This is a genomic window from Eubacterium maltosivorans (genome assembly GCF_002441855.2).
GTDB classification, from domain to species: domain Bacteria; phylum Bacillota; class Clostridia; order Eubacteriales; family Eubacteriaceae; genus Eubacterium; species Eubacterium maltosivorans.
In genome coordinates this window covers 3236127-3253847 of record NZ_CP029487.1, presented here as the reverse complement: position 1 = coordinate 3253847, position 17721 = coordinate 3236127, and the positions used below count along the sequence as shown (strand labels likewise).

Sequence of the window (17721 nt, the reverse complement as noted above, 5' to 3'; positions counted from 1 at the left end):
TAATTTTTACTGGCAGCAACAATAAAAGCCACTGCAAAATCTGCAGTGGCTTTTTCGTGCATTGTGCTGTTAAATAAATAAGGTGGTCCCGACATTTTCATTGCTGGCGATATAGGTGCCGACGCCCGCGTACTCAATGCCGTCAATGAGCTCTTCCTTTTTAATCCCCATGAGCTCCATACTCATGGTGCAGGCAATAAAGCGTACCCCGGCGTCCTGAGCCTTGTGAATCATGGTTTCGATGTCGTCCACATTTTTCTTTTTCATGATGCTTTTGATCATGGCAGGCCCAATCCCCAGCATATTCATTTTGGATAAAGGCAGCCGCCTGGCGCCCTTTGGCATCATCAGGCCAAACATTTTTTCAATCAGATTCTTCTTTACCCTTGGCGCCTTCGGCTTACGCAGCACGTTCAGGCCCCAGAAGGTAAAAAACAGGGTCACATCCTTGCCTTGGGCTGCTGCGCCCTGGGCGATGATCATGGCTGCGATGGCTTTATCCAGCTCACCATCAAACACAACCATGGTGGCGTTTTTCTGAACCGCCGGAGCGGCTGCAGCCAGACCGCAGGCAGAGGCGCCGCCGCCCTTCCGGATAGTGGCAATGTATTAATTTCCCCTGGTTTCCTGGGAAATAAGGGTGTGTCCATTGGTTTTGCACCAGCATTCCACATCCTGTACAAAACCAAAATCGGTAGCAATGGTCTGTACCAGCTCGCCTTCTTTTACCTCACTCACAGCCTTATAGGTTGCCATCAGCGGGCCGGGGCACTGAAGCCCGGTCACATCCACTGTTTTAATAGGGTTTACGTCTGCTTTCGCCCCCTTGGGGGCTTCTGGCTCCCCCGGCTGAGAGTCCTCCACGTCAAAGCTTGGCTCTGCCAGCTTGTAGTGACCGGTTTTATAGGTATTGTAGCCGCCAGCCAGGTTATAAAGATTGGTAAAGCCGTGATCCTCCAGGATACGAATGGCCAGATAACCTCTCAGGCCCACCTGGCATGTAATATACAGGGGCTCATCCTTTCCCACTGGAATCTCGTCGATATGGTCTCTCAGGGTATCCAGTTCCAGATTGTGGGAGCCTTCTACATGACCGGCACCAAATTCGACCGGCGTGCGGACATCCAGCAGATATCCGCCTTCCGCGATGATGTCGTCAATTTCGTCCCACTCAACGGTTTTGTAGACGCCCTCGTCGATGTTCTGGGCAATGTAGCCCAAAATGTTGACCGGATCCTTTGCGGCTGAAAAGGGCGGCGCATAAGACAGCTCCATGTCCTGTAAGTCGTAGATCGTGCCGCCCATCTTCATCACAGAGGCAATGACGTCAATACGCTTTTCAGTGCCTTCCTGGCCCACAGCCTGGGCGCCCATAATTTTTAATGTCTTAGGATCATAAATGAGCTTTAATGCGATATTTGTGGCGTCTGGATAGTAGCCCGCATGGTTACCGCGATGGGCGTGAATCTGCTGGAATGGCAGTCCTTTTGCCCGCAGCTGTCCCACGTTGTTACCGGTGGTGGCGAAAACTTTGTTAAAGACCTTGGCTACAGAGGTTCCCTGAATGCCATGGTTTTTAAAGGGAATACCGTTGATATGGTCCGCTACGGTGCGGCCCTGACGGTTGGCTGGCCACGCAAGCGGCACAGCGGTCTGGGAGCCGTCCACAAAATCGCGGACCTCAATGGCGTCTCCGATGGCGTAGATATTTTTAATGACCTCACCGCTTTCGCCGTCCATGACTTCGTAGGTTTCAGTGGTGACAATGTGGCCTCGTGGCCCCAGCTTTAGGCCGGCGTCCTTTGCCAGCTTGTTTTCCGGCGCCACTCCGATGGCCAGGATCACCATATCCGCGTCCAGCTTCATGCCGCTTTCCAGCACGACGCTTTTGCCAGCGTCCTCAAAATGGTCGACGCCGTCGCCCAGGATCAAATTGACGCCGTGGGCGTTCAGCTCCTGATGGATAATCTGTGCCATTTCGTAGTCAAGAGGCTTTAATACCTGGTTCAGCTTTTCGACCAGGGTTACATTAATGCCCAGATCCCGCAGGTTTTCAACCATTTCGATGCCGATAAAGCCGCCGCCTACCACCACGGCACGTTTAGGCTTCCGCTCGGTCACCTCGGCTTTGATCTTATCCGTATCGGCCACGTTGCGCAGAGTGAAAATGCTGTCCGCCTCAGCCAGTCCCGGAATCGGTGGAGCAATAGGCTTAGCGCCCGGAGACAGGATCAGGTGGTCAAAAGTTTCAGTATAAACCTCACCGGTTTTGGTGTTTTTAACCTTTACGGTGCTGTTTGTGCGGTCGACGGAAACCACTTCACTGAAATTGCGGATATCCAGATTAAAACGCTTGGACATTCCGGCCACGGTCTGCACCAGCAGCTTACTGCGGTCCTTAATCACATCCCCGATATAGTAGGGCAGCCCGCAGTTTGCAAAGGAAATATACTCATCGCGTTCAAAAAGAATGATTTCGTCCTCTTCGCTCAAGCGTCTCAAACGTGCCGCAGCGGTTGCACCGCCGGCTACACCACCGACAATCAGAATTTTTTTCATTGTTGTTCCTCCTTGAATAGAACTTCTACAATTTCTTTAACCTGTTCATTACAGAGCTCATAGTAAATTTCATTTCCCTCGCGGGTTCCGCGCACGATGCCAGCTGCCTTGAGCTTGGACAAATGCTGAGAAATCCCCGACTGGGACACATCCAGACAGGACTCCATATAAGAGACATTGTTGCGGCCTCTCTCCATGAGCCCCCGCACCATACACAGCCGCACCGGGTGGGCCAGCGCCTTTAAAATCCCGGCGGCCTGCTCGTTTTCCTGCTGCCTTTTTTTATCCATTGATCGACTTCCTTTATTCGTATATTATAATTTTATAATATTATTATATTATATTTTATTAATATCGTCAAGATAATTTTTAGCCGGTCGTTCTCTAACATACTTTTAACATAAAAAGATAGCTTTTTTCCCTTTTTTTCTTTATAATAAACTTAAAGAACAAAAAAAGGGGACTCCTATGAGATTTTCTAAAATCGAAAAAGCCTGGATCCTGTACGATGTGGGCAACTCAGCCTTTGTCATGCTGGTTTCTACCATTATACCCATTTATTTTAAAAACATTGCCTCCGCCGCCGGAGTTTCCATGGCGGACTCGACCGCTTATTTCGGGTACGCCACCTCCCTTTCCACCCTGATCGTGGCAATACTGGGGCCCATTCTCGGCACCATCGGGGACACCAGCGGCTACCGGAAACGTCTTTTTCTCCTGTCGCTGGGCGTGGGGGCCGCGGGATGCGTGGCACTTGGGATTCCCATGGGATGGCTGCTCTTTCTCGTCATGTTTGTCGTTGCCAAAATCGGCTATAACGGCAGCCTTATTTTCTGCGACTCCATGCTCACCGACGTTACCACCGATGACCGCATGGACGAGGTCTCAAGCGTGGGCTACGCCTTTGGATATATCGGCAGCTGTATACCCTTTGCGGCCTGCATGCTCCTGGTGCTCTTTGCCGGAAGCATTGGTATCAGTACCCAGCTGGCAACGTCCATTTCCTTTGTCATCACCGCGGTCTGGTGGGTGTTGATGACAGTCCCTCTGCTCAGAGGTTATCAGCAGAAATTTTCTGTGGGACACGTGTCCAATCCGGTAAAAGAGGGTTTTGTGCGCCTGGGCAATACCATTAAAAATATCCGTCAGGATAAAAACATTGTGCTGTTCCTGGTGGCGTTTTTCTTCTACATCGACGGTGTCTACACCATCATCGAGATGGCAACCTCCTATGGTAAAGATGTGGGTGTGGGCGACAACGACCTGCTGATGGCTCTGCTGCTCACCCAGATCGTGGCCTTCCCCTTCGCGCTCCTGTTTGGCTGGCTCTCGAAAAAGGTCAAAACTGAGAAGCTGATCTACACTGGGATCATCGGCTATTTTTTCATCGCCCTCTTTGCCATTCAACTGGATAAGGCGTGGGAATTCTGGTTTCTGGCGGTCTGTGTCGCTATCTTTCAGGGGGGAATCCAGGCGTTGTCCCGCTCCTATTTTGCCAAGATCATCCCCAAGGAGAAATCTGCCGAGTACTTTGGTTTTTACGACATTTTCGGCAAGGGCGCGGCCTTTACCGGCACCCTGCTCGTCAGCGTCGTCACTCAGCTCACGGGTCACTCCCGCTATGGCATCATCTCTATCTCCTTTCTGTTTGTCATCGGCTTTGTGCTGTTCGTGCTGGCTGTGAGAAGGATCAACCATGAAAAAGCCAGTGGGAAACAGGCGGGCCTTTAAGCTGCTTCCGAATTTTATTTTTTCTGTCCCCATGCTCAAAAGACTCAAAACCACCGGCAAATGGCGTTTTGAGTCTTTTGAGCATGGGTTCTTCAATCATAATAAAAAATGAAAATGCGCAGTGGAGCTTGTTAAATATATATATCTTGTTATATATTTAACCGTTTACATATTTATTTTAAAGATTATAAAAACAAATTTAATTCTAGAAAGGCATCCTCAAAAGGCTCAAAACACCAAGGATCTGTAGTTTTGAGGCTTTTGAGGATGCCTTTCTAAGAACTCTTTTATTTTTTCCGAATGCGCAGCCCCTTGGGGAAGTGGTTTTTGATCATACCCTGGCTGGCTTTTCCAAAGCCCAGGGGCCATTTATCAAAGCAGACCAGCACCCAGCCTTTGAGATCTGTCCCGATGATGGGTTCCCCTTTAAGATAGGTGTAGGCCTCCTCCTCATCTCTCACAGTGTAGATGGTTTTAAAGTCCTCAGGTCTCAGCACCATGGCCAGGGTGTGGGACGGCTCAAAACGGTTCTTCTTGAGGGCGCCCAGGTGAATGCCCGGACGCAGTACCTTCAAACCCTCAATGTCCCGCAGTGTGATGCCCTCTGGCAGGCTGTAGAGCTGATCCCCCTGCAGATGCAGGTTGCCAAACCGCCGGTTCAGATACGCTTTGGCAAAGGTCTCATAATCGTCCAGGTCTCTGCGTCCAGCAGGCTTCAGCCGGGATTTTCCCTTGAGCTTAAGGGGCTCTTCCTCCAATGGACACGCCGCTGTTTTGCGAAGCTTCGCGATAAAATGCCCCTCGCCCCGGACATGGAAGGGCATGACGTGGAGGGTCTTTGTGAGCGCTGGCGTCCCTTTTTCTGACCACTCCGGCCGTCCCCGGTCGTCAAGCCCTCTGAGATCAATATCCATCAGCTCATACCGGTTATTTCCCAGGAAATCTTCAATGACCTGTTCGTTTTCCTCGGGCGAGAAGGTACAGGTCGAATAGACTACGATGCCTCCCGGCTTCAGCAGCTTGTCCACACTCTCCAGAATCTTCAGCTGGCGTTTCGCGCAGTTCACCACCCGTTCCGGGTTCCACTCCTCAGCCGCCCCGTTGTCCTTTCTGAACATGCCCTCACCGGAGCAGGGCGCGTCCACCAAAATTTTGTCAAAACGCTCGTGAAACCGCGCCGCCAGGCGTTCTGGGAATTCATTAAACAGAAGGGCGTTGGCTACGCCCATACGTTCCACGTTGCTGGCGAGGATCTCGGCCCGGTTGTTCACCAGCTCATTGGCCACCAGCAGCCCCTGGCCCTCAAGCTTACAGGCCAGCTGGGTCGATTTTCCGCCAGGCGCGGCACAGAGGTCCAGCACCCAGTCCCCCGGCTCCGGAGCGAGGGCCTCGGCTGAGGTCATGGCTGTGGGCTCCTGCACATAGTACAGCCCCGCGTAGTAAGCTGGATTTTTGCCCGGACGAATATCACTGTCAATGTAGTATCCTGTCGGGCACCAGTCCACAGGCTCCAGCTCAAAGGGCGTCTTCTGGGCCATCTCCTCCGGGGTGCACTTCAGCGTATTGGTCCGGATGCCCTTGTTCACTGTCCCATCATAAGAAGTCATGAGCTTTTCATAATCCTCATCGCTCAAAAGTCCCCGCATTTTTTCTTTAAAGGCCTCTGGTATCTGCATGTTTCATCTCCGTCTTAATAAATTGAAAATTGAGAATGGAAAATGAAAGTGCCCTTTTACTTACGTAAAAGCGATTAAAACAGCGGCCTGCGGCCGCAATCCAATCTGCCGACAGCGGATTGGTCCCTGAATTTTCCATTTTCCATTTGTAAGGTCTGTTATGTAAGCCCGATGCTTTCGTTTGCTGAAAGCACCGGGCAAACCCGCTTCTGTTTCATCATTTTCTCGGCTTCGCAAAGATCATCCGTCCCGCGGCGGTCTGCAGGATACTGGTGACGATCACGGTAATGTTGTCACCGATATACTTCCTGCCGTTTTCCACAACGATCATGGTGCCGTCGTCCAGGTAGGCAACCGCCTGACCGGATTCCTTGCCGGCTTTTACCAGCAGCACCTTCATCTCCTCACCGGGCAGCACCACCGGCTTCACGGCGTTGGCCAGCTCGTTGATATTTAAAACCTCGGCGCCCTGAACCGTTGCTACCTTGTTCAGATTGTAATCATTGGTCAGGATTTTACATTTGGTTTCCTTGGCCATCCGCACCAGCTTGGCGTCAACCTCCTGAATATCGTCGTAATCCTCCTCAGATATCTGTACCGGTACGTCCAGATCATTCTGCATCTTGTTGATGATATCCAGGCCTCTCCGTCCGCGGTTACGCTTGAGATCATCCGAGGAATCCGCGATAAGCTGGAGCTCATTGAGCACAAAGACCGGGACGATAAGCGGCCCCTCCATAAACCCGACCTTGCAGATATCGTAGATACGGCCATCGATAACCACGCTGGTGTCCAGCACCTTGGCCGCAGCATTGTTCTTTTTCTTTGAGATCTTCCGGGTTGAGGCAGCGCTGTCCCGGTCCTTTTTTCCTGACTGAATCGCAGCCACAATATCGTCTCTTTTCTTAACTGGCAGCGTAAAGCCCAGGTAACCCAGGACGATATAGATCACTGCAGTCAGAAGGCTGCTGACCCACGGAAACGGGATCTGATAAAAAGCAAAGCTGATCAGCATTGCGATGATCAGGCCGATCACCAAACCTCCGACGCCCAGAGCAATGTCGACGAGCCGGACATCTTCCATACTGGCTTCCACCATTTTGGTAAGATTTTTAACCCCCTTGAGTATAAGAGGGAAGAAAATAAAAAAGATAAGTCCACATAAAACCATAATAACAATATAAGTTCCCAGCTCGATTTCCGGTGTAAATTGGATGCGCAGAGTCGCCTGAATCCACTCATTGATGATCACCATCTGTGCCAGAGCACTCCCCAGCAGAACGCCCAAAATCGAAAAACATACTCTTAAAAATTTTTGCAGCATTTCATGTTCACCTCCTTTCCATTCATAATATTTTTATTATATCACGATTAGCCTTAAAAATCTGTTAAACCAAAAGCATCATACAAAGAAAGAGCTGTCATAAATGACAACTCTTTTCTAAATCATCGCCTTACGCGTCCAGATCGCGCTAAATTTTTTCTTCTATAACCTGAAGCGATTCTTCTTTGCTCCTGCCCTGTACCAACACCATCTCACTGATGAGAAAGTTTCTGGCGGAGGTCAGCATTTTTTTCTCTCCGGTTGAAAGTCCCTTTTTCCGGTCCAGCAGCGTCAGGTTTTTCACGACCTTGGCAACGTCAAAAATATCGCCGCTTTTCAGGATATCCATATTATCCTGGTACCGCTTGCTCCAGTTGCCGTTCATCTGGTCGCTCGGCCCCTCAAGGCTGTCGAGCATTTTTTCAATGACATCGGATGTTACTATATCACGTACACCAACCTCGTCCGCTTTGTCTACAGGAATCAGGATTTCCATTCCCTCAGATACAATTTCCATTAAATAGTACATCTGGGTGGTATCAAAAATTTCTTTTTCCTCGATGTCTTTGACCACACCTGCACCATGCATTGGATATACAATTTTATCGCCGATTTCGTACATTATATACACCTCAATCATAATTGCTGCTTTCATTATACCATAAATAAAACATAAATGTAATATTTTATAAGAAATTTAATGCTTTGTCAATGAATTTTTTTATTTTCTAGCCTTGCGCGGTATAAAAGGATCCCTGAAATAAAAAGCGTGGTCAGCTCTGCGGCCGGAATGGTCAGCCACACACCGTCCATACCCAGAGCAGGCGGCAGAACAAGCAAAAAGACCACCACAGCGGCCAGGCCCCGGAGGATGGAAACCGCAAAGGACGGTCCCGGACGGTTGATGGAGGCGAAGAATGAGGTCGTCACAATATTGGCCCCCATAAACAGAAAAGCCATAAAATACAAGTGAATACCGGCTGAGGCAATCCGGGTCATCTCCATATCTCCCTCCCGGTTGAATATGCCCACAATGTCCTCTGCCGCCAGAAGCCCGAACACCAGGAACAGCAGCCCTGAAATTACCCCCAGCAGAATCGCCGCCCCGTAGGCCCACCATACACGCTCTGTCTTTTCCGCGCCGTAATTTACACTGATAATGGGCTGTATGCCCTGGGCGATCCCGGTAAAAACCGCCACCGCAATCAGCGCAATGTTTGAGATCACTCCATAGGCCGCCACGCCGACAGTGCCGGACAAGCGCAGGATCGTAAAGTTAAACAGCAGGATAATGATCCCAGAGGAAAACTCTGTAACAAAGGACGGCAGTCCTGTTGCCAAAATCTCCTGCACTGTCCTTATTTTCGGCCTGCACGCCACTGGCCGAAAGTGGTTCTGCCGCCGTATAAAATGCAGGGACAGCACCAGCATGCTGAGCACTGGCGCCAGCCCTGTTGCCAGAGCCGCTCCAAACATCCCCATCCCCATAGGAAAGATGAAAACATAATCCAGCACAATATTGCTGAAGCTTCCTGTCAGCATCGCTGCCATGGAGAGCTGGGGGCTTCCGTCATTGCGGATAAAGCAGACCAGAATATTATTGATCATAAAAGCGCATGAGAAAAGCAGGATCGTCCTCAGGTAGCGGACTGAAAGCTGGAGGATCGCACCCTCTGCCCCCAGCAGTCTGGCAAGGGCAGGTGTGAAAAAAAAGCCAGTCAGCGTCAGCACACATCCTATGGCCGCTCCCAGCGCCAGCGCCTGGGTAAAGACCCTGTCCGCCGCCGCATCCCGTCCCTCTCCCCTCAGAACCGCGTACCTGGTCGCGCCGCCCATTCCAAGCATGAGGCCCGCGCCGTTAATAAAGCTGTAGGCCGGCAGCACCAGATTCAGGGCCGCCAGGCCGCTGTTGCCCACGCCGCCTGCCACAAACACTGTATCTGCCAGAATATAGCAGGACATCCCAATCATACTGAGGACATTGAGTGACACATAGTGCACAAAGATTTTTGGCAGACGGCCTGTAATTATTTCTGTTTTTTCCATATTCTCCTCCTGAAAAATAAAAGCGCTGATTCCTCACACCCCATGGCCTACGGTGTAAGAAATCAGCGCTTTAGAGCGGCGTCCCTGTCCGGCGACAGGAGCGCCCAGCGTTTAATTTTTAGTTTAATATAATTTACCACATTTCTGCGAATACGGCAAGTTTTTTAAGGATTTGTTAAATGAGCATAGACAGACCGATCCGCTTGCGCTCCACATCTACAGACAGCACCTTGACGGTAACCACGTCGCCAACGGATAAAACATCGGTGGGATGGGAGATATAACGGTCGCTGATCTGGGAGATGTGGACCAGACCGTCCTGGTGCACCCCAATATCCACGAAAGCGCCAAAGTCGATGACGTTGCGCACAGTGCCCACCAGCTCCATGTCTGGCTTCAGGTCCTCAATGCTCAGAACATCGGATTTAAGGTGTGGCTTTGGCGCAGAGTCGCGGGGGTCGCGGCCCGGCTTTTTCAGTTCCTTGATGATGTCCCGCAGAGTCGGCTCACCAATTTCCAGCATCGCCGCTGTCGCCTTTATGTCCAGAGCGTTGAGCCGGGTGACCGTTTCGGCCAGCTTATCTGCCTCCAGGTCAGCGGTGGTCAGCCCCATACTTTTCAGTAAGTTCTGAACCGCTTTATAGGATTCGGGATGGACACCGGTGTTGTCCAGAATATTGTCCCCATCGTCGATCCGCAGGAAGCCCGCGCACTGTTCAAAGGCCTTTGCACCCAGCCCCTTGACCTTTTTGATCTCCTTACGGCTCCCGAATTTACCGTTCTGCTCACGATAGTCAATGATATTTTTCGCAATGGTTTTGTTGACCCCTGCCACGTGCTTTAGGAGGGACACAGACGCCCGGTTAATGTTGACACCAACATTGTTGACCGCGTCCTCCACCGTATCGTCCAGAACCTTTTCAAGCTCTTTCTGATTGACGTCGTGCTGGTACTGGCCCACTCCGATATGTTTGGGATCGATCTTTACCAGATCGGACAGAGGGTCCTGCAGGCGGCCCGCAATGGAGATGGCCCCTCTCAGGGAAACGTTGATGTCCGGGTATTCCTCAGCGCCCAGCTCCGAGGCCGAGTACACCGACGCACCAGCTTCGTTGACCACAATGTACTGCACCGGGCGGTCGGTTTTCTTAAGCATCTCAGCCACAAACTGCTCGGATTCACGGGAGGCGGTACCGTTGCCGATGGAGATGATGTCCACCTTGTATTTTTCGATCATGCCCAGCAGAATCTTTTCGGATTTTGCCACCTCATTTTTCGGCTCGGTCGGATAGACTGTAGCTGTATCCAGGAGCTTGCCCATAGGGTCCAGAACCGCGATTTTACACCCAGTACGGAAGGCCGGATCAAAGCCCATGGTGGTTTTATCCTTAAAGGGCGGCTGAAGCAGAAGCTTTTTCAGATTGAGCGCAAACATCTTAATGGCAGATTCTTCAGCTTTTTCCTTGAGCTCAGTACGGATCTCGCGCTCGATGGACGGGAAAATCAGACGCTTATAGCTGTCCTCAATGGCGCTCACCAGATAGCTGCTGGCTTTGTCGCGGAGGATGGATTTCTTCAGGTAATCCAGGATTTCCTCTGCCGGGTCCACGATTTTCACAGCCAGCACCTTACGCTTTTCGCCCCGGTTCAGGGCCAGCACCCGGTGATTGGCGATTTTCTTAACGGGCTCGCCATAATCATAATAATTTTCAAATTCTGTCTTCTCATCCGCAAAGGCCTTGGTGACTGTGGACTTGACCGCGCCCTTTTCCGTTACCATCCGGCGGATTTTCTTTCGGTAATCCGCATTGTCCGAGATGGTTTCAGCGATGATATCCATGGCCCCCTGCAAGGCCTCCTCAGCGGTTTCAACGCCTTTTTCGGGGTCAATGTAGTTTTTGGCGTCCTCTGCCAGAGCCGCTTCTGTGTCAAGCTGCAAATAGATTTTATTGGCCAGAGGCTCCAGGCCCTTTTCCTTTGCCGCTGAAGCGCGGGTTTTTTTCTTCTGCTTATAGGGCAGGTACAGATCCTCAGCCTCCTGCAGCGTCGCTGCCTTGTCGATGGCAGCTTTCAGCTCAGGCGTCAGCTTGCCCTGCTCCTCAATGCTGCCCGCGATCTCTTCCTTGCGCTTCTGCAGCTTTCTGAGATAGGTCAGGCGGGCGTCCAGATCACGCAGCAAAACGTCGCTCAGATTGCCGGTGACCTCCTTGCGGTAACGGGCGATAAAGGGAATGGTGTTGCCCGCGTCGATGAGCGCCACGGTTTCCTCTACCTGCTTTGGCCGTATATTAAATTCCTGTGCCAGTTTATCAATTAAATATTCCACGTTGTTGACTCCTCTGTAAATTACAATTTCTCATCGGTTCATTTTACCATTATAAGCCGCCGGCCGCAAGGAAACCTTTTATTTAAGATGCTTTTAAGCCTGAAAACCCTCAATTGTCAAAGGCGGCCTGCCATGTTAAAATGGTAGAAGAAATTTGAAAAAGGAGGGGTACCATGGGAAATAAGTTTATTGTGGATTCAATGTGTGACATCAGTGAAGAGATTCTGCGCCGTTATGAGTTTGAATCCCTGCCGATTCCGGTCACCCTTGATGATAAAACCTATTACGACGGTATTGATATTACCCCCGAAATGGTCATCAATTTTGTTAAAAACAATCCATCCAGCTTTCCAAAAACCTCACAGGTTCAGGCCCTCGCCTACCAGGAAACCTTTGAAAAGCACTTAAAAAACGGCGACGACGTCATCTATCTGGCTCTGTCCTCCGGGCTCTCCGGAACTTACCAGACTGCCTGCCTTATCGCCTCCGAGCTCCTGGAAAAATACCCGGGGCGCAAAATCAGCATTGTAGACTCTAAATGCGCCACCACTGGCATGATGATGATCCTGCACCAGGGCCTCAAGCTCGACAAGCTGCATAAGCCTCACGAGGAAATCGTGGAGAGCATGCGCTTTCTGGCAGAGCATATTCAGATCTTCTTCATGGTGGGCGATATCCGCTGGCTGGCCCAGGGCGGCCGTATCAGCAAAAATGTGGCCCTTATCGGTGAGATGCTCAAAATCGTCCCGATCCTTTATTTTAAGGACGGGCAGATCCTGGCCTTCGACAAGGTCCGCGGCCAGAAAAAGGCCCTGAAGAAAATGATGGCCTCCATCGACGAGCGTATGGCCGATAAGGATCAGATCGTGGGCATGATCAACAGCACTGCGCCCGAGCTCCAGGAAAAGGTCAAAAAATACATGACCAAAGAATTTGGCACTAAGCACTTCCTGACGCCCGAAGCCGGCGCCGGCAGTGCTCTGACCGTCCATATAGGCGTTGACTGCCTGGGCATCATGTTCTTCGACGCCCTGCCGGACAATTACGTGCGGGTGTACCCGTAACGAACCCTTTGAAAGCGCATGCCAGACAGCGCTGTTTTTCTGCTCATATCTCAAAAGAGGTGGGGTGCGTTCTGCACCCCACCTCTTTTTTAAATACACCGCATGAGCTGTTCCCGGCCTATTCTTCTGTGGACAAACCCGGCCAGCAGCAGATCTACAGCCAACAGCAAAAGCAGGCTGCCTGAAGACCAGAGCAGCGGGCTGCCTGGCAGCAGCCAGACCGCCAAAGCCGGTACCGCAGCCAGAAAGCTCAAAGCCGACGCCACATACAGCCCTTGCCGCGGCTTTTTCATCAGCATGGCTGCAAGTCCGGTGACATAGGTCATCAGAAGGCTAAACAGCATTCCTGCGGCCAGAAGTATCCACTGGTCCGGCGAAAACAGTGTTTCCCTGCCGATAAGGGCAGAAGCGGCAAGCACCAGCAGGGCCGAAACAACGCTGACGACCAGTGAAAACAGAAGGGCCAGCAGTCCCTTCCCCAAAAACAGCGCTCCTGTGCCGATGGGCGTGGACAAAAGGGATTCAAGGGTTTTGTAAGCCCGTTCACCACCGATGGTGTAGGCTGTCAGGTTCACCGTAATCCGGGCCGTTCCCAGGCTTAAAACCGCCAAAGCTGCATAGGCGTTGACTCCGCCAAAGAAGTAGTCCCAGAGGACGAGAAAAACGGCCGGCGCCAGCGTAAAAATTAAAAGGCTGAACTTGAAACGCCCCAGCGCTTTAAAATAACGCCATTCATGCCCCAAAACCATCAGGCTCTGGCTGCGGGTATCCCGCCGGTATCCATCCCCTGCCAGAGCCTTTCCGCTGTTATCTGCCAGAATATCGCCCCGATTCAGCTGCTTCAGCCGCCAAAGCATACAGCCAGAGATCAGAACCATGAACAGCAGAAACACCGCGCTCAGGAACACTGCCGCCTCAGTCTGGCTCTGGTACACCAGTGTCAGCAGCACGGCCAGGCAAAAAACAACAGGGATAAAAAAACGCAGGCCGCGGCTGCCGGCCTCCTGGACATCGGAGGAGACTGCCGAAGCATACAGCCCCGTCAGTGTCAGGCACACTGCGCTCAAGATAAAAAGTCCAGCCACAGCAGACAGCATCATTCCAGTGACGCCGGGCAGGGCGCCCACAGCAGCCTTTAAAATGAGCAGCGGCGCCAGACTTAAACAAAAGCTGGCGCCCGAGGCGCCGAGACAGAAGGCGCCCTTTCCCAACATCAGCTGTTTCTTCCCCACACTCGCGGACAGAAGGCTCTCAAGAGTCCGCGTTTCCTTTTCGGCCGCAAAAGACTCCGAAGCCCATTGCTTAAGCAGAAACAGTGGGTACAGCACCATAGCGTTCAGCACAAATGGGCCAGCGGACTGCCACAGCGGCAGCAGACCACCGATAGCGAAGGCTCCGCAGGCATAGAATACCAGCGTGCCGCTGTCCTTAAGGACCAGACGCCACTGCTGGGCACAGACTGCTCTAATCCCGTCCATCTTCGTCCGCCTGCCCTTCAATTTTCATATACAGCCGCTCCAGATCAAAGCTGCCGCCACCGGTTTCACGCCGCAGGGTGTCCAGGGTGTTGGTAAAGATGTTTCTGCCCTGGCGCAGAATGGCAATCTGGTCTGCTATCCGCTCCACCTCACTCAGGTTGTGGGTGGTCAGGACAATGGTGGCGCCATTTTCCTCAGCCAGCTCCTTAAGCATAGAGCGCAGACGCTCAATGCTCACCGGGTCCAGCCCGTTTGTGGGCTCGTCCAGAAGCAGCAGCCGCGGGCGGTGGAGTAAAGCGCGGACCAGCGCCACTTTTTTCTTCATCCCAGTGGAGAAGCCCTTGACCGCCAGGTTTTTCTTATCCAAAATATTAAAACGCGCGAGCAATGTGTCAATCCGCGCGTCGTAGTCCCGGCGCTTCATGCCGTAAAGCCTTGCAAAATAGCTCAGGTTGTCATAAACACTCAGAGGCTCATACAGACCCGTATCTTCCGACAGTACACCGCAAAGCCGGCGGACCTCATCTCCGTCTGTCTCCGGATTCAGCCCGCTGACCGCGACCTCCCCGCTGTCCGGCGACAGCAGCCCCAAAATCAGCCGGAGCGTTGTGGTTTTTCCCGCGCCGTTATGGCCCAGAAGTGCGCAGATTGATCCCTGCTCAATGTCCAGGTCCAGCCGATTTAAAGCCTGCACGCTTCCAAAGCTTTTGCTCACCTGTTTCATCTCAATAAATGCCATTCTCATCCCTCTCTTTCCGAAAATAGTATAGCACACTATACAATAATTGTATAGTGTGCTATACTATTTTGCGTTGATACTTGTCGTTTTCCTGTTTTTATATTATGATTAGAAAAAAAGCAGGAGCTTCGGAATGAAAACACGTATCCGCGAATTGAGAAAACAAAGGCATATTTCCCAGGCACAGCTGGCAAGGGCCGTCCAGGTCACCCGGCTGACCATCACCTCCATCGAGAATGAAAAATACACGGCCTCGCTGGTTCTTGCTTACAAAATCTCAAAATATTTTAGCCTGACCATTGAGGAGGTCTTTGATTTCTCAGAAATTGAGGAGGAAGAAAAAAGCCATGAATCCCTTTAGAAAAACCATCGTCCGCCGCTTAAAGCTCAGTGTGCTCATCGCTGTCTTCGGCGCTCTGGCCGCTATTGCCGGTATCCTGTATAGCCTTTCGTCTGGGGGGCCGCCCGACCTCTCTATCCTTTCAAAAAGCATTGGCCTGTTCGCAGGCATTGAGGCGGTCTGTATTTTCCGAATCCTGCGGTATGCCCGGGCCCTCAGGGCCCCCGAGCAGCTTGCAGCCCTCGAAATCGCCGAAAAAGATGAACGCAACCAGTCCATTCAGCTGAGAACCTGCCGCAGCACCCTCTATCTGACCCTTGCGCTTCTGGGCTTCGGCGGTATTGTCTGCTCCTTTTTCAACCCGGCGCTATTCTTTACCCTCGGGGCTATCCTGATCGTCATCCTCGTGATTTTCCTGGCTTTCTGGCTTTACTACAGGCAGTATTAAACTGAAAAAGAGGCAGGATGCAGAATGCATGCTGTCTCTTTTGGGGCTATAAACAGGAAGTTCTTTGTGTGAAAATGCGCCAGAGCAAACCATAATAAAATGGATGACACGATAGATCCATTTTAAAGCTTTTCATCTACGAAACTTAAAACGTCGGCTTTACCGACTGCCAGCAACCATCCTCTTGAAGCAAACGGGAATTGAGCCCAAGTATCCGCCTATTACAATCGGCCCGGCATATTTTCTAACCTTTGAGACTGGAATAAAGTTAACCTTTCCGGGATAATTATCAGAATGGCATGAGCACACATTTTGCTCTTTTTTGTCAATGGAAACCCTGCACCAGGTATGGCCCGAGGTAGTTCCCGTATCCTTAAATATGGCCTTACGGCAATAAACCAGCTGAACCCTATACCCCAGCGTTTTTAATATATCACGGACGCAGAACGCCTGCTGCACACAATATCCCTTTCCAATCTGAAACGCCTTTCTATGCATTGTAAAGGGTATATCAACAGAATATTCCATATTTTCATTGACCAAACGGTTCACATATCCAACCATTTCCCATCCCGATAATCCGGTACCCCTGCATAAGTTTATTGCTTCGTCCAGCTTCATTGGTTTTCTCCTTTGATCTCAAAATATAATACTAAACTTCCAGTTTATCTTCACTCATATCAAACGCCACTGTTCCAGTCCATCCAACGCAGCGTCCATCCTTTACTTTTTCCTGCTGCCCCACAGCTTAGCCAGAATATCCTTTAAAACAAGAAAGGTATCTAAATCATTATATTCGTATTCAGCTTTAAGGGCATCCAGTATTAATTCCAGCTGTGTCGCATATTTCTGAATATCGACCTGGTTCTGGTAGCGTATTAAAATAGGATATTTCTTTCCCCAGGCCTCTGTCCAGTCTATTTTTTCTTCTGTCCTTTCATCGGTCTTTTCGATGATCTCCTGTATCTCCTTGACATCAACATCAAAGTCGATAAGGTCGTCCAGAGACATCTTGTACAACAATGCCATCCTCTTTGACTGCCGTATATCTGGAAGTGTCTCATCGGTTTCCCATTTTGAAATTGTCTGCCTGCTCACACCCAATTTTTCGGCCACATCTTCCTGTGACAGCCCGCATTTTTTCCGCGCATGAAATAAACGGTTTCCTAAACTCATTTTATTTTCCTCCTTACCTTTGATAAACCAAGTATAGGATGAAACAGAGAAATAATCCACCCGGTATTTTTGCACTTTCGCACGTCTTCTTAACAAAAAATCTCCAATGAACCGATTTCCTTTAACTTCAATACCATAAACACCGGAATAAAAGGCGATGTCGTGAAACGTACCCCACCCCTTTTGGCGCGTAAGCTAAAATTTGGCAAGGGCGGACCCCGCTTATAATTCTGGCAAATATCTGTTGTTAAATTCTACTTTCGCCATATCCGAATACCGCCTGACAAAATCCGTTTTTGCTTCTGTGTATCCGTCCCGGTCGTGTTCGTACTGCTTCCAGAGCTTTAGCTTCAGGCGTTCGTATTCCCCTGCCACATCGGGATGTGCGATCAGAAAGTCTCTGAAATACAGCTCAGACCAATTTCCAAAATATCTCACGTGAAGATGATAAACCCTGTCGGCGAAGCCTTCTGGCGTGTATCCTTTATTAAACGACAGCTTTACCGGGTCATCCTCCTGCGACATCAGCCTCCAGCCCAGCGTCTTCAGGACCTTTATGATCGCGGAGACACCGCAGTCGCCATCAATTTCCAGCAAAATATCGACGATTGGTTTTGCGGTCAGACCCTTTACGGCTGTGCTGCCAATGTGGCTGATGCGGATAAGGTTCTCTGGTTTTACCTTGCTGATAATCCGCTGCTTTTCTTCTTCATACCACACTTTATAATCTGGATTATGCTCTTTTAAAATGATGGGAAACAATGCCCACAGCTCCTCCAATGATAATGCCGACAAATCTGCTTTCACCTGCGAT

At 50.7% G+C, this 17721-nt stretch carries 15 protein-coding genes and 1 pseudogene; 4 read left to right on the top strand and 12 right to left on the bottom strand.

All coding sequences use genetic code 11. The annotated features are described in order from the left end of the window. Positions 1-69: 69 nt before the first annotated feature. Together CPZ25_RS15015 and CPZ25_RS15010 are read right to left on the bottom strand one after the other, a co-directional pair. A pseudogene (locus tag CPZ25_RS15015) lies at positions 70-2559 on the bottom strand (FAD-dependent oxidoreductase). Then, on the bottom strand, positions 2556-2849 hold the full coding sequence (locus CPZ25_RS15010; protein ID WP_058695967.1) for an ArsR/SmtB family transcription factor: 294 nt from the start codon (positions 2847-2849) through the stop codon (positions 2556-2558). The pseudogene CPZ25_RS15015 and the gene CPZ25_RS15010 overlap by 4 nt, the downstream one beginning before the upstream one ends. 178 nt (positions 2850-3027) lie before the next feature. Between CPZ25_RS15010 and CPZ25_RS15005 the strand changes: the two genes are divergently transcribed. Next, on the top strand, positions 3028-4290 hold the full coding sequence (locus tag CPZ25_RS15005; RefSeq protein WP_096919154.1) for an MFS transporter: 1263 nt from the start codon (positions 3028-3030) through the stop codon (positions 4288-4290). Between the two features lie 287 nt (positions 4291-4577). Here the strand turns inward: CPZ25_RS15005 and CPZ25_RS15000 are convergent, their stop codons facing one another. From CPZ25_RS15000 to CPZ25_RS14980, 5 genes are all read right to left on the bottom strand, one after another. Continuing rightward, the gene (locus tag CPZ25_RS15000; protein ID WP_096919153.1) at positions 4578-5966 is read right to left on the bottom strand and encodes an RsmF rRNA methyltransferase first C-terminal domain-containing protein; all 1389 of its coding nucleotides are present in this window, start codon (positions 5964-5966) and stop codon (positions 4578-4580) included. A gap of 217 nt (positions 5967-6183) precedes the next feature. Continuing rightward, on the bottom strand, positions 6184-7290 hold the full coding sequence (locus CPZ25_RS14995; RefSeq protein ID WP_058695970.1) for a PIN/TRAM domain-containing protein: 1107 nt from the start codon (positions 7288-7290) through the stop codon (positions 6184-6186). 148 nt (positions 7291-7438) lie between these two features. Beyond that, positions 7439-7912: a CarD family transcriptional regulator gene (locus CPZ25_RS14990; protein WP_038350969.1), complete on the bottom strand. Its 474-nt coding sequence runs from the start codon at positions 7910-7912 to the stop codon at positions 7439-7441. 86 nt (positions 7913-7998) lie between these two features. Further along, on the bottom strand, positions 7999-9336 hold the full coding sequence (locus CPZ25_RS14985; RefSeq protein WP_096919152.1) for an MATE family efflux transporter: 1338 nt from the start codon (positions 9334-9336) through the stop codon (positions 7999-8001). A 175-nt stretch (positions 9337-9511) separates the two neighbouring features. After that, positions 9512-11662, bottom strand: coding sequence for a Tex family protein (locus CPZ25_RS14980; RefSeq protein ID WP_096919151.1), 2151 nt, complete (start codon positions 11660-11662; stop codon positions 9512-9514). 173 nt (positions 11663-11835) lie between these two features. Here CPZ25_RS14980 and CPZ25_RS14975 point away from each other — a divergent pair, with 173 nt between their 5' ends. Further along, complete coding sequence (locus CPZ25_RS14975) at positions 11836-12726, top strand: DegV family protein (protein WP_096919150.1); 891 nt, start codon at positions 11836-11838, stop codon at positions 12724-12726. Between the two features lie 89 nt (positions 12727-12815). Here the strand turns inward: CPZ25_RS14975 and CPZ25_RS14970 are convergent, their stop codons facing one another. Together CPZ25_RS14970 and CPZ25_RS14965 are read right to left on the bottom strand one after the other, a co-directional pair. After that, positions 12816-14204 carry an ABC transporter permease gene (locus CPZ25_RS14970; protein WP_096919149.1) on the bottom strand — a complete coding sequence of 463 codons (1389 nt, stop codon included), beginning with the start codon at positions 14202-14204 and terminating at the stop codon, positions 12816-12818. Further along, positions 14191-14943 carry an ABC transporter ATP-binding protein gene (locus CPZ25_RS14965; protein WP_167495248.1) on the bottom strand — a complete coding sequence of 251 codons (753 nt, stop codon included), beginning with the start codon at positions 14941-14943 and terminating at the stop codon, positions 14191-14193. The genes CPZ25_RS14970 and CPZ25_RS14965 overlap by 14 nt, the downstream gene beginning before the upstream one ends. A gap of 133 nt (positions 14944-15076) precedes the next feature. Here CPZ25_RS14965 and CPZ25_RS14960 point away from each other — a divergent pair, with 133 nt between their 5' ends. Together CPZ25_RS14960 and CPZ25_RS14955 are read left to right on the top strand one after the other, a co-directional pair. Further along, on the top strand, positions 15077-15304 hold the full coding sequence (locus tag CPZ25_RS14960; protein WP_096919147.1) for a helix-turn-helix transcriptional regulator: 228 nt from the start codon (positions 15077-15079) through the stop codon (positions 15302-15304). Continuing rightward, positions 15291-15731 carry a DUF2178 domain-containing protein gene (locus CPZ25_RS14955; protein ID WP_096919146.1) on the top strand — a complete coding sequence of 147 codons (441 nt, stop codon included), beginning with the start codon at positions 15291-15293 and terminating at the stop codon, positions 15729-15731. Before CPZ25_RS14960 ends, CPZ25_RS14955 begins: the two co-directional genes overlap by 14 nt. 159 nt (positions 15732-15890) lie before the next feature. Here CPZ25_RS14955 and CPZ25_RS14950 read toward each other — a convergent pair whose 3' ends face one another. From CPZ25_RS14950 to CPZ25_RS14940, 3 genes are all read right to left on the bottom strand, one after another. Beyond that, on the bottom strand, positions 15891-16352 hold the full coding sequence (locus CPZ25_RS14950) for a hypothetical protein (protein ID WP_058695978.1): 462 nt from the start codon (positions 16350-16352) through the stop codon (positions 15891-15893). 102 nt (positions 16353-16454) lie between these two features. Further along, complete coding sequence (locus CPZ25_RS14945; protein ID WP_074617373.1) at positions 16455-16907, bottom strand: helix-turn-helix transcriptional regulator; 453 nt, start codon at positions 16905-16907, stop codon at positions 16455-16457. Between the two features lie 222 nt (positions 16908-17129). Further along, positions 17130-17714: a GrpB family protein gene (locus tag CPZ25_RS14940; protein ID WP_167495247.1), complete on the bottom strand. Its 585-nt coding sequence runs from the start codon at positions 17712-17714 to the stop codon at positions 17130-17132. Between the last annotated feature and the right edge of the window lie 7 nt (positions 17715-17721).

Coding starts and splice junctions, on each gene's coding strand:
- CPZ25_RS14985 (WP_096919152.1), bottom strand. CDS start 9,336: ATGGAAAAAACAGAAATAATTACAGGCCGTCTGCCAAAAATCTTTGTG.
- CPZ25_RS14995 (WP_058695970.1), bottom strand. CDS start 7,290: ATGCTGCAAAAATTTTTAAGAGTATGTTTTTCGATTTTGGGCGTTCTG.
- CPZ25_RS15000 (WP_096919153.1), bottom strand. CDS start 5,966: ATGCAGATACCAGAGGCCTTTAAAGAAAAAATGCGGGGACTTTTGAGC.
- CPZ25_RS15010 (WP_058695967.1), bottom strand. CDS start 2,849: ATGGATAAAAAAAGGCAGCAGGAAAACGAGCAGGCCGCCGGGATTTTA.
- CPZ25_RS14950 (WP_058695978.1), bottom strand. CDS start 16,352: ATGAAGCTGGACGAAGCAATAAACTTATGCAGGGGTACCGGATTATCG.
- CPZ25_RS14955 (WP_096919146.1), top strand. CDS start 15,291: ATGAATCCCTTTAGAAAAACCATCGTCCGCCGCTTAAAGCTCAGTGTG.
- CPZ25_RS14975 (WP_096919150.1), top strand. CDS start 11,836: ATGGGAAATAAGTTTATTGTGGATTCAATGTGTGACATCAGTGAAGAG.
- CPZ25_RS14990 (WP_038350969.1), bottom strand. CDS start 7,912: ATGTACGAAATCGGCGATAAAATTGTATATCCAATGCATGGTGCAGGT.
- CPZ25_RS14960 (WP_096919147.1), top strand. CDS start 15,077: ATGAAAACACGTATCCGCGAATTGAGAAAACAAAGGCATATTTCCCAG.
- CPZ25_RS15005 (WP_096919154.1), top strand. CDS start 3,028: ATGAGATTTTCTAAAATCGAAAAAGCCTGGATCCTGTACGATGTGGGC.
- CPZ25_RS14945 (WP_074617373.1), bottom strand. CDS start 16,907: ATGAGTTTAGGAAACCGTTTATTTCATGCGCGGAAAAAATGCGGGCTG.
- CPZ25_RS14965 (WP_167495248.1), bottom strand. CDS start 14,943: ATGGCATTTATTGAGATGAAACAGGTGAGCAAAAGCTTTGGAAGCGTG.
- CPZ25_RS14970 (WP_096919149.1), bottom strand. CDS start 14,204: ATGGACGGGATTAGAGCAGTCTGTGCCCAGCAGTGGCGTCTGGTCCTT.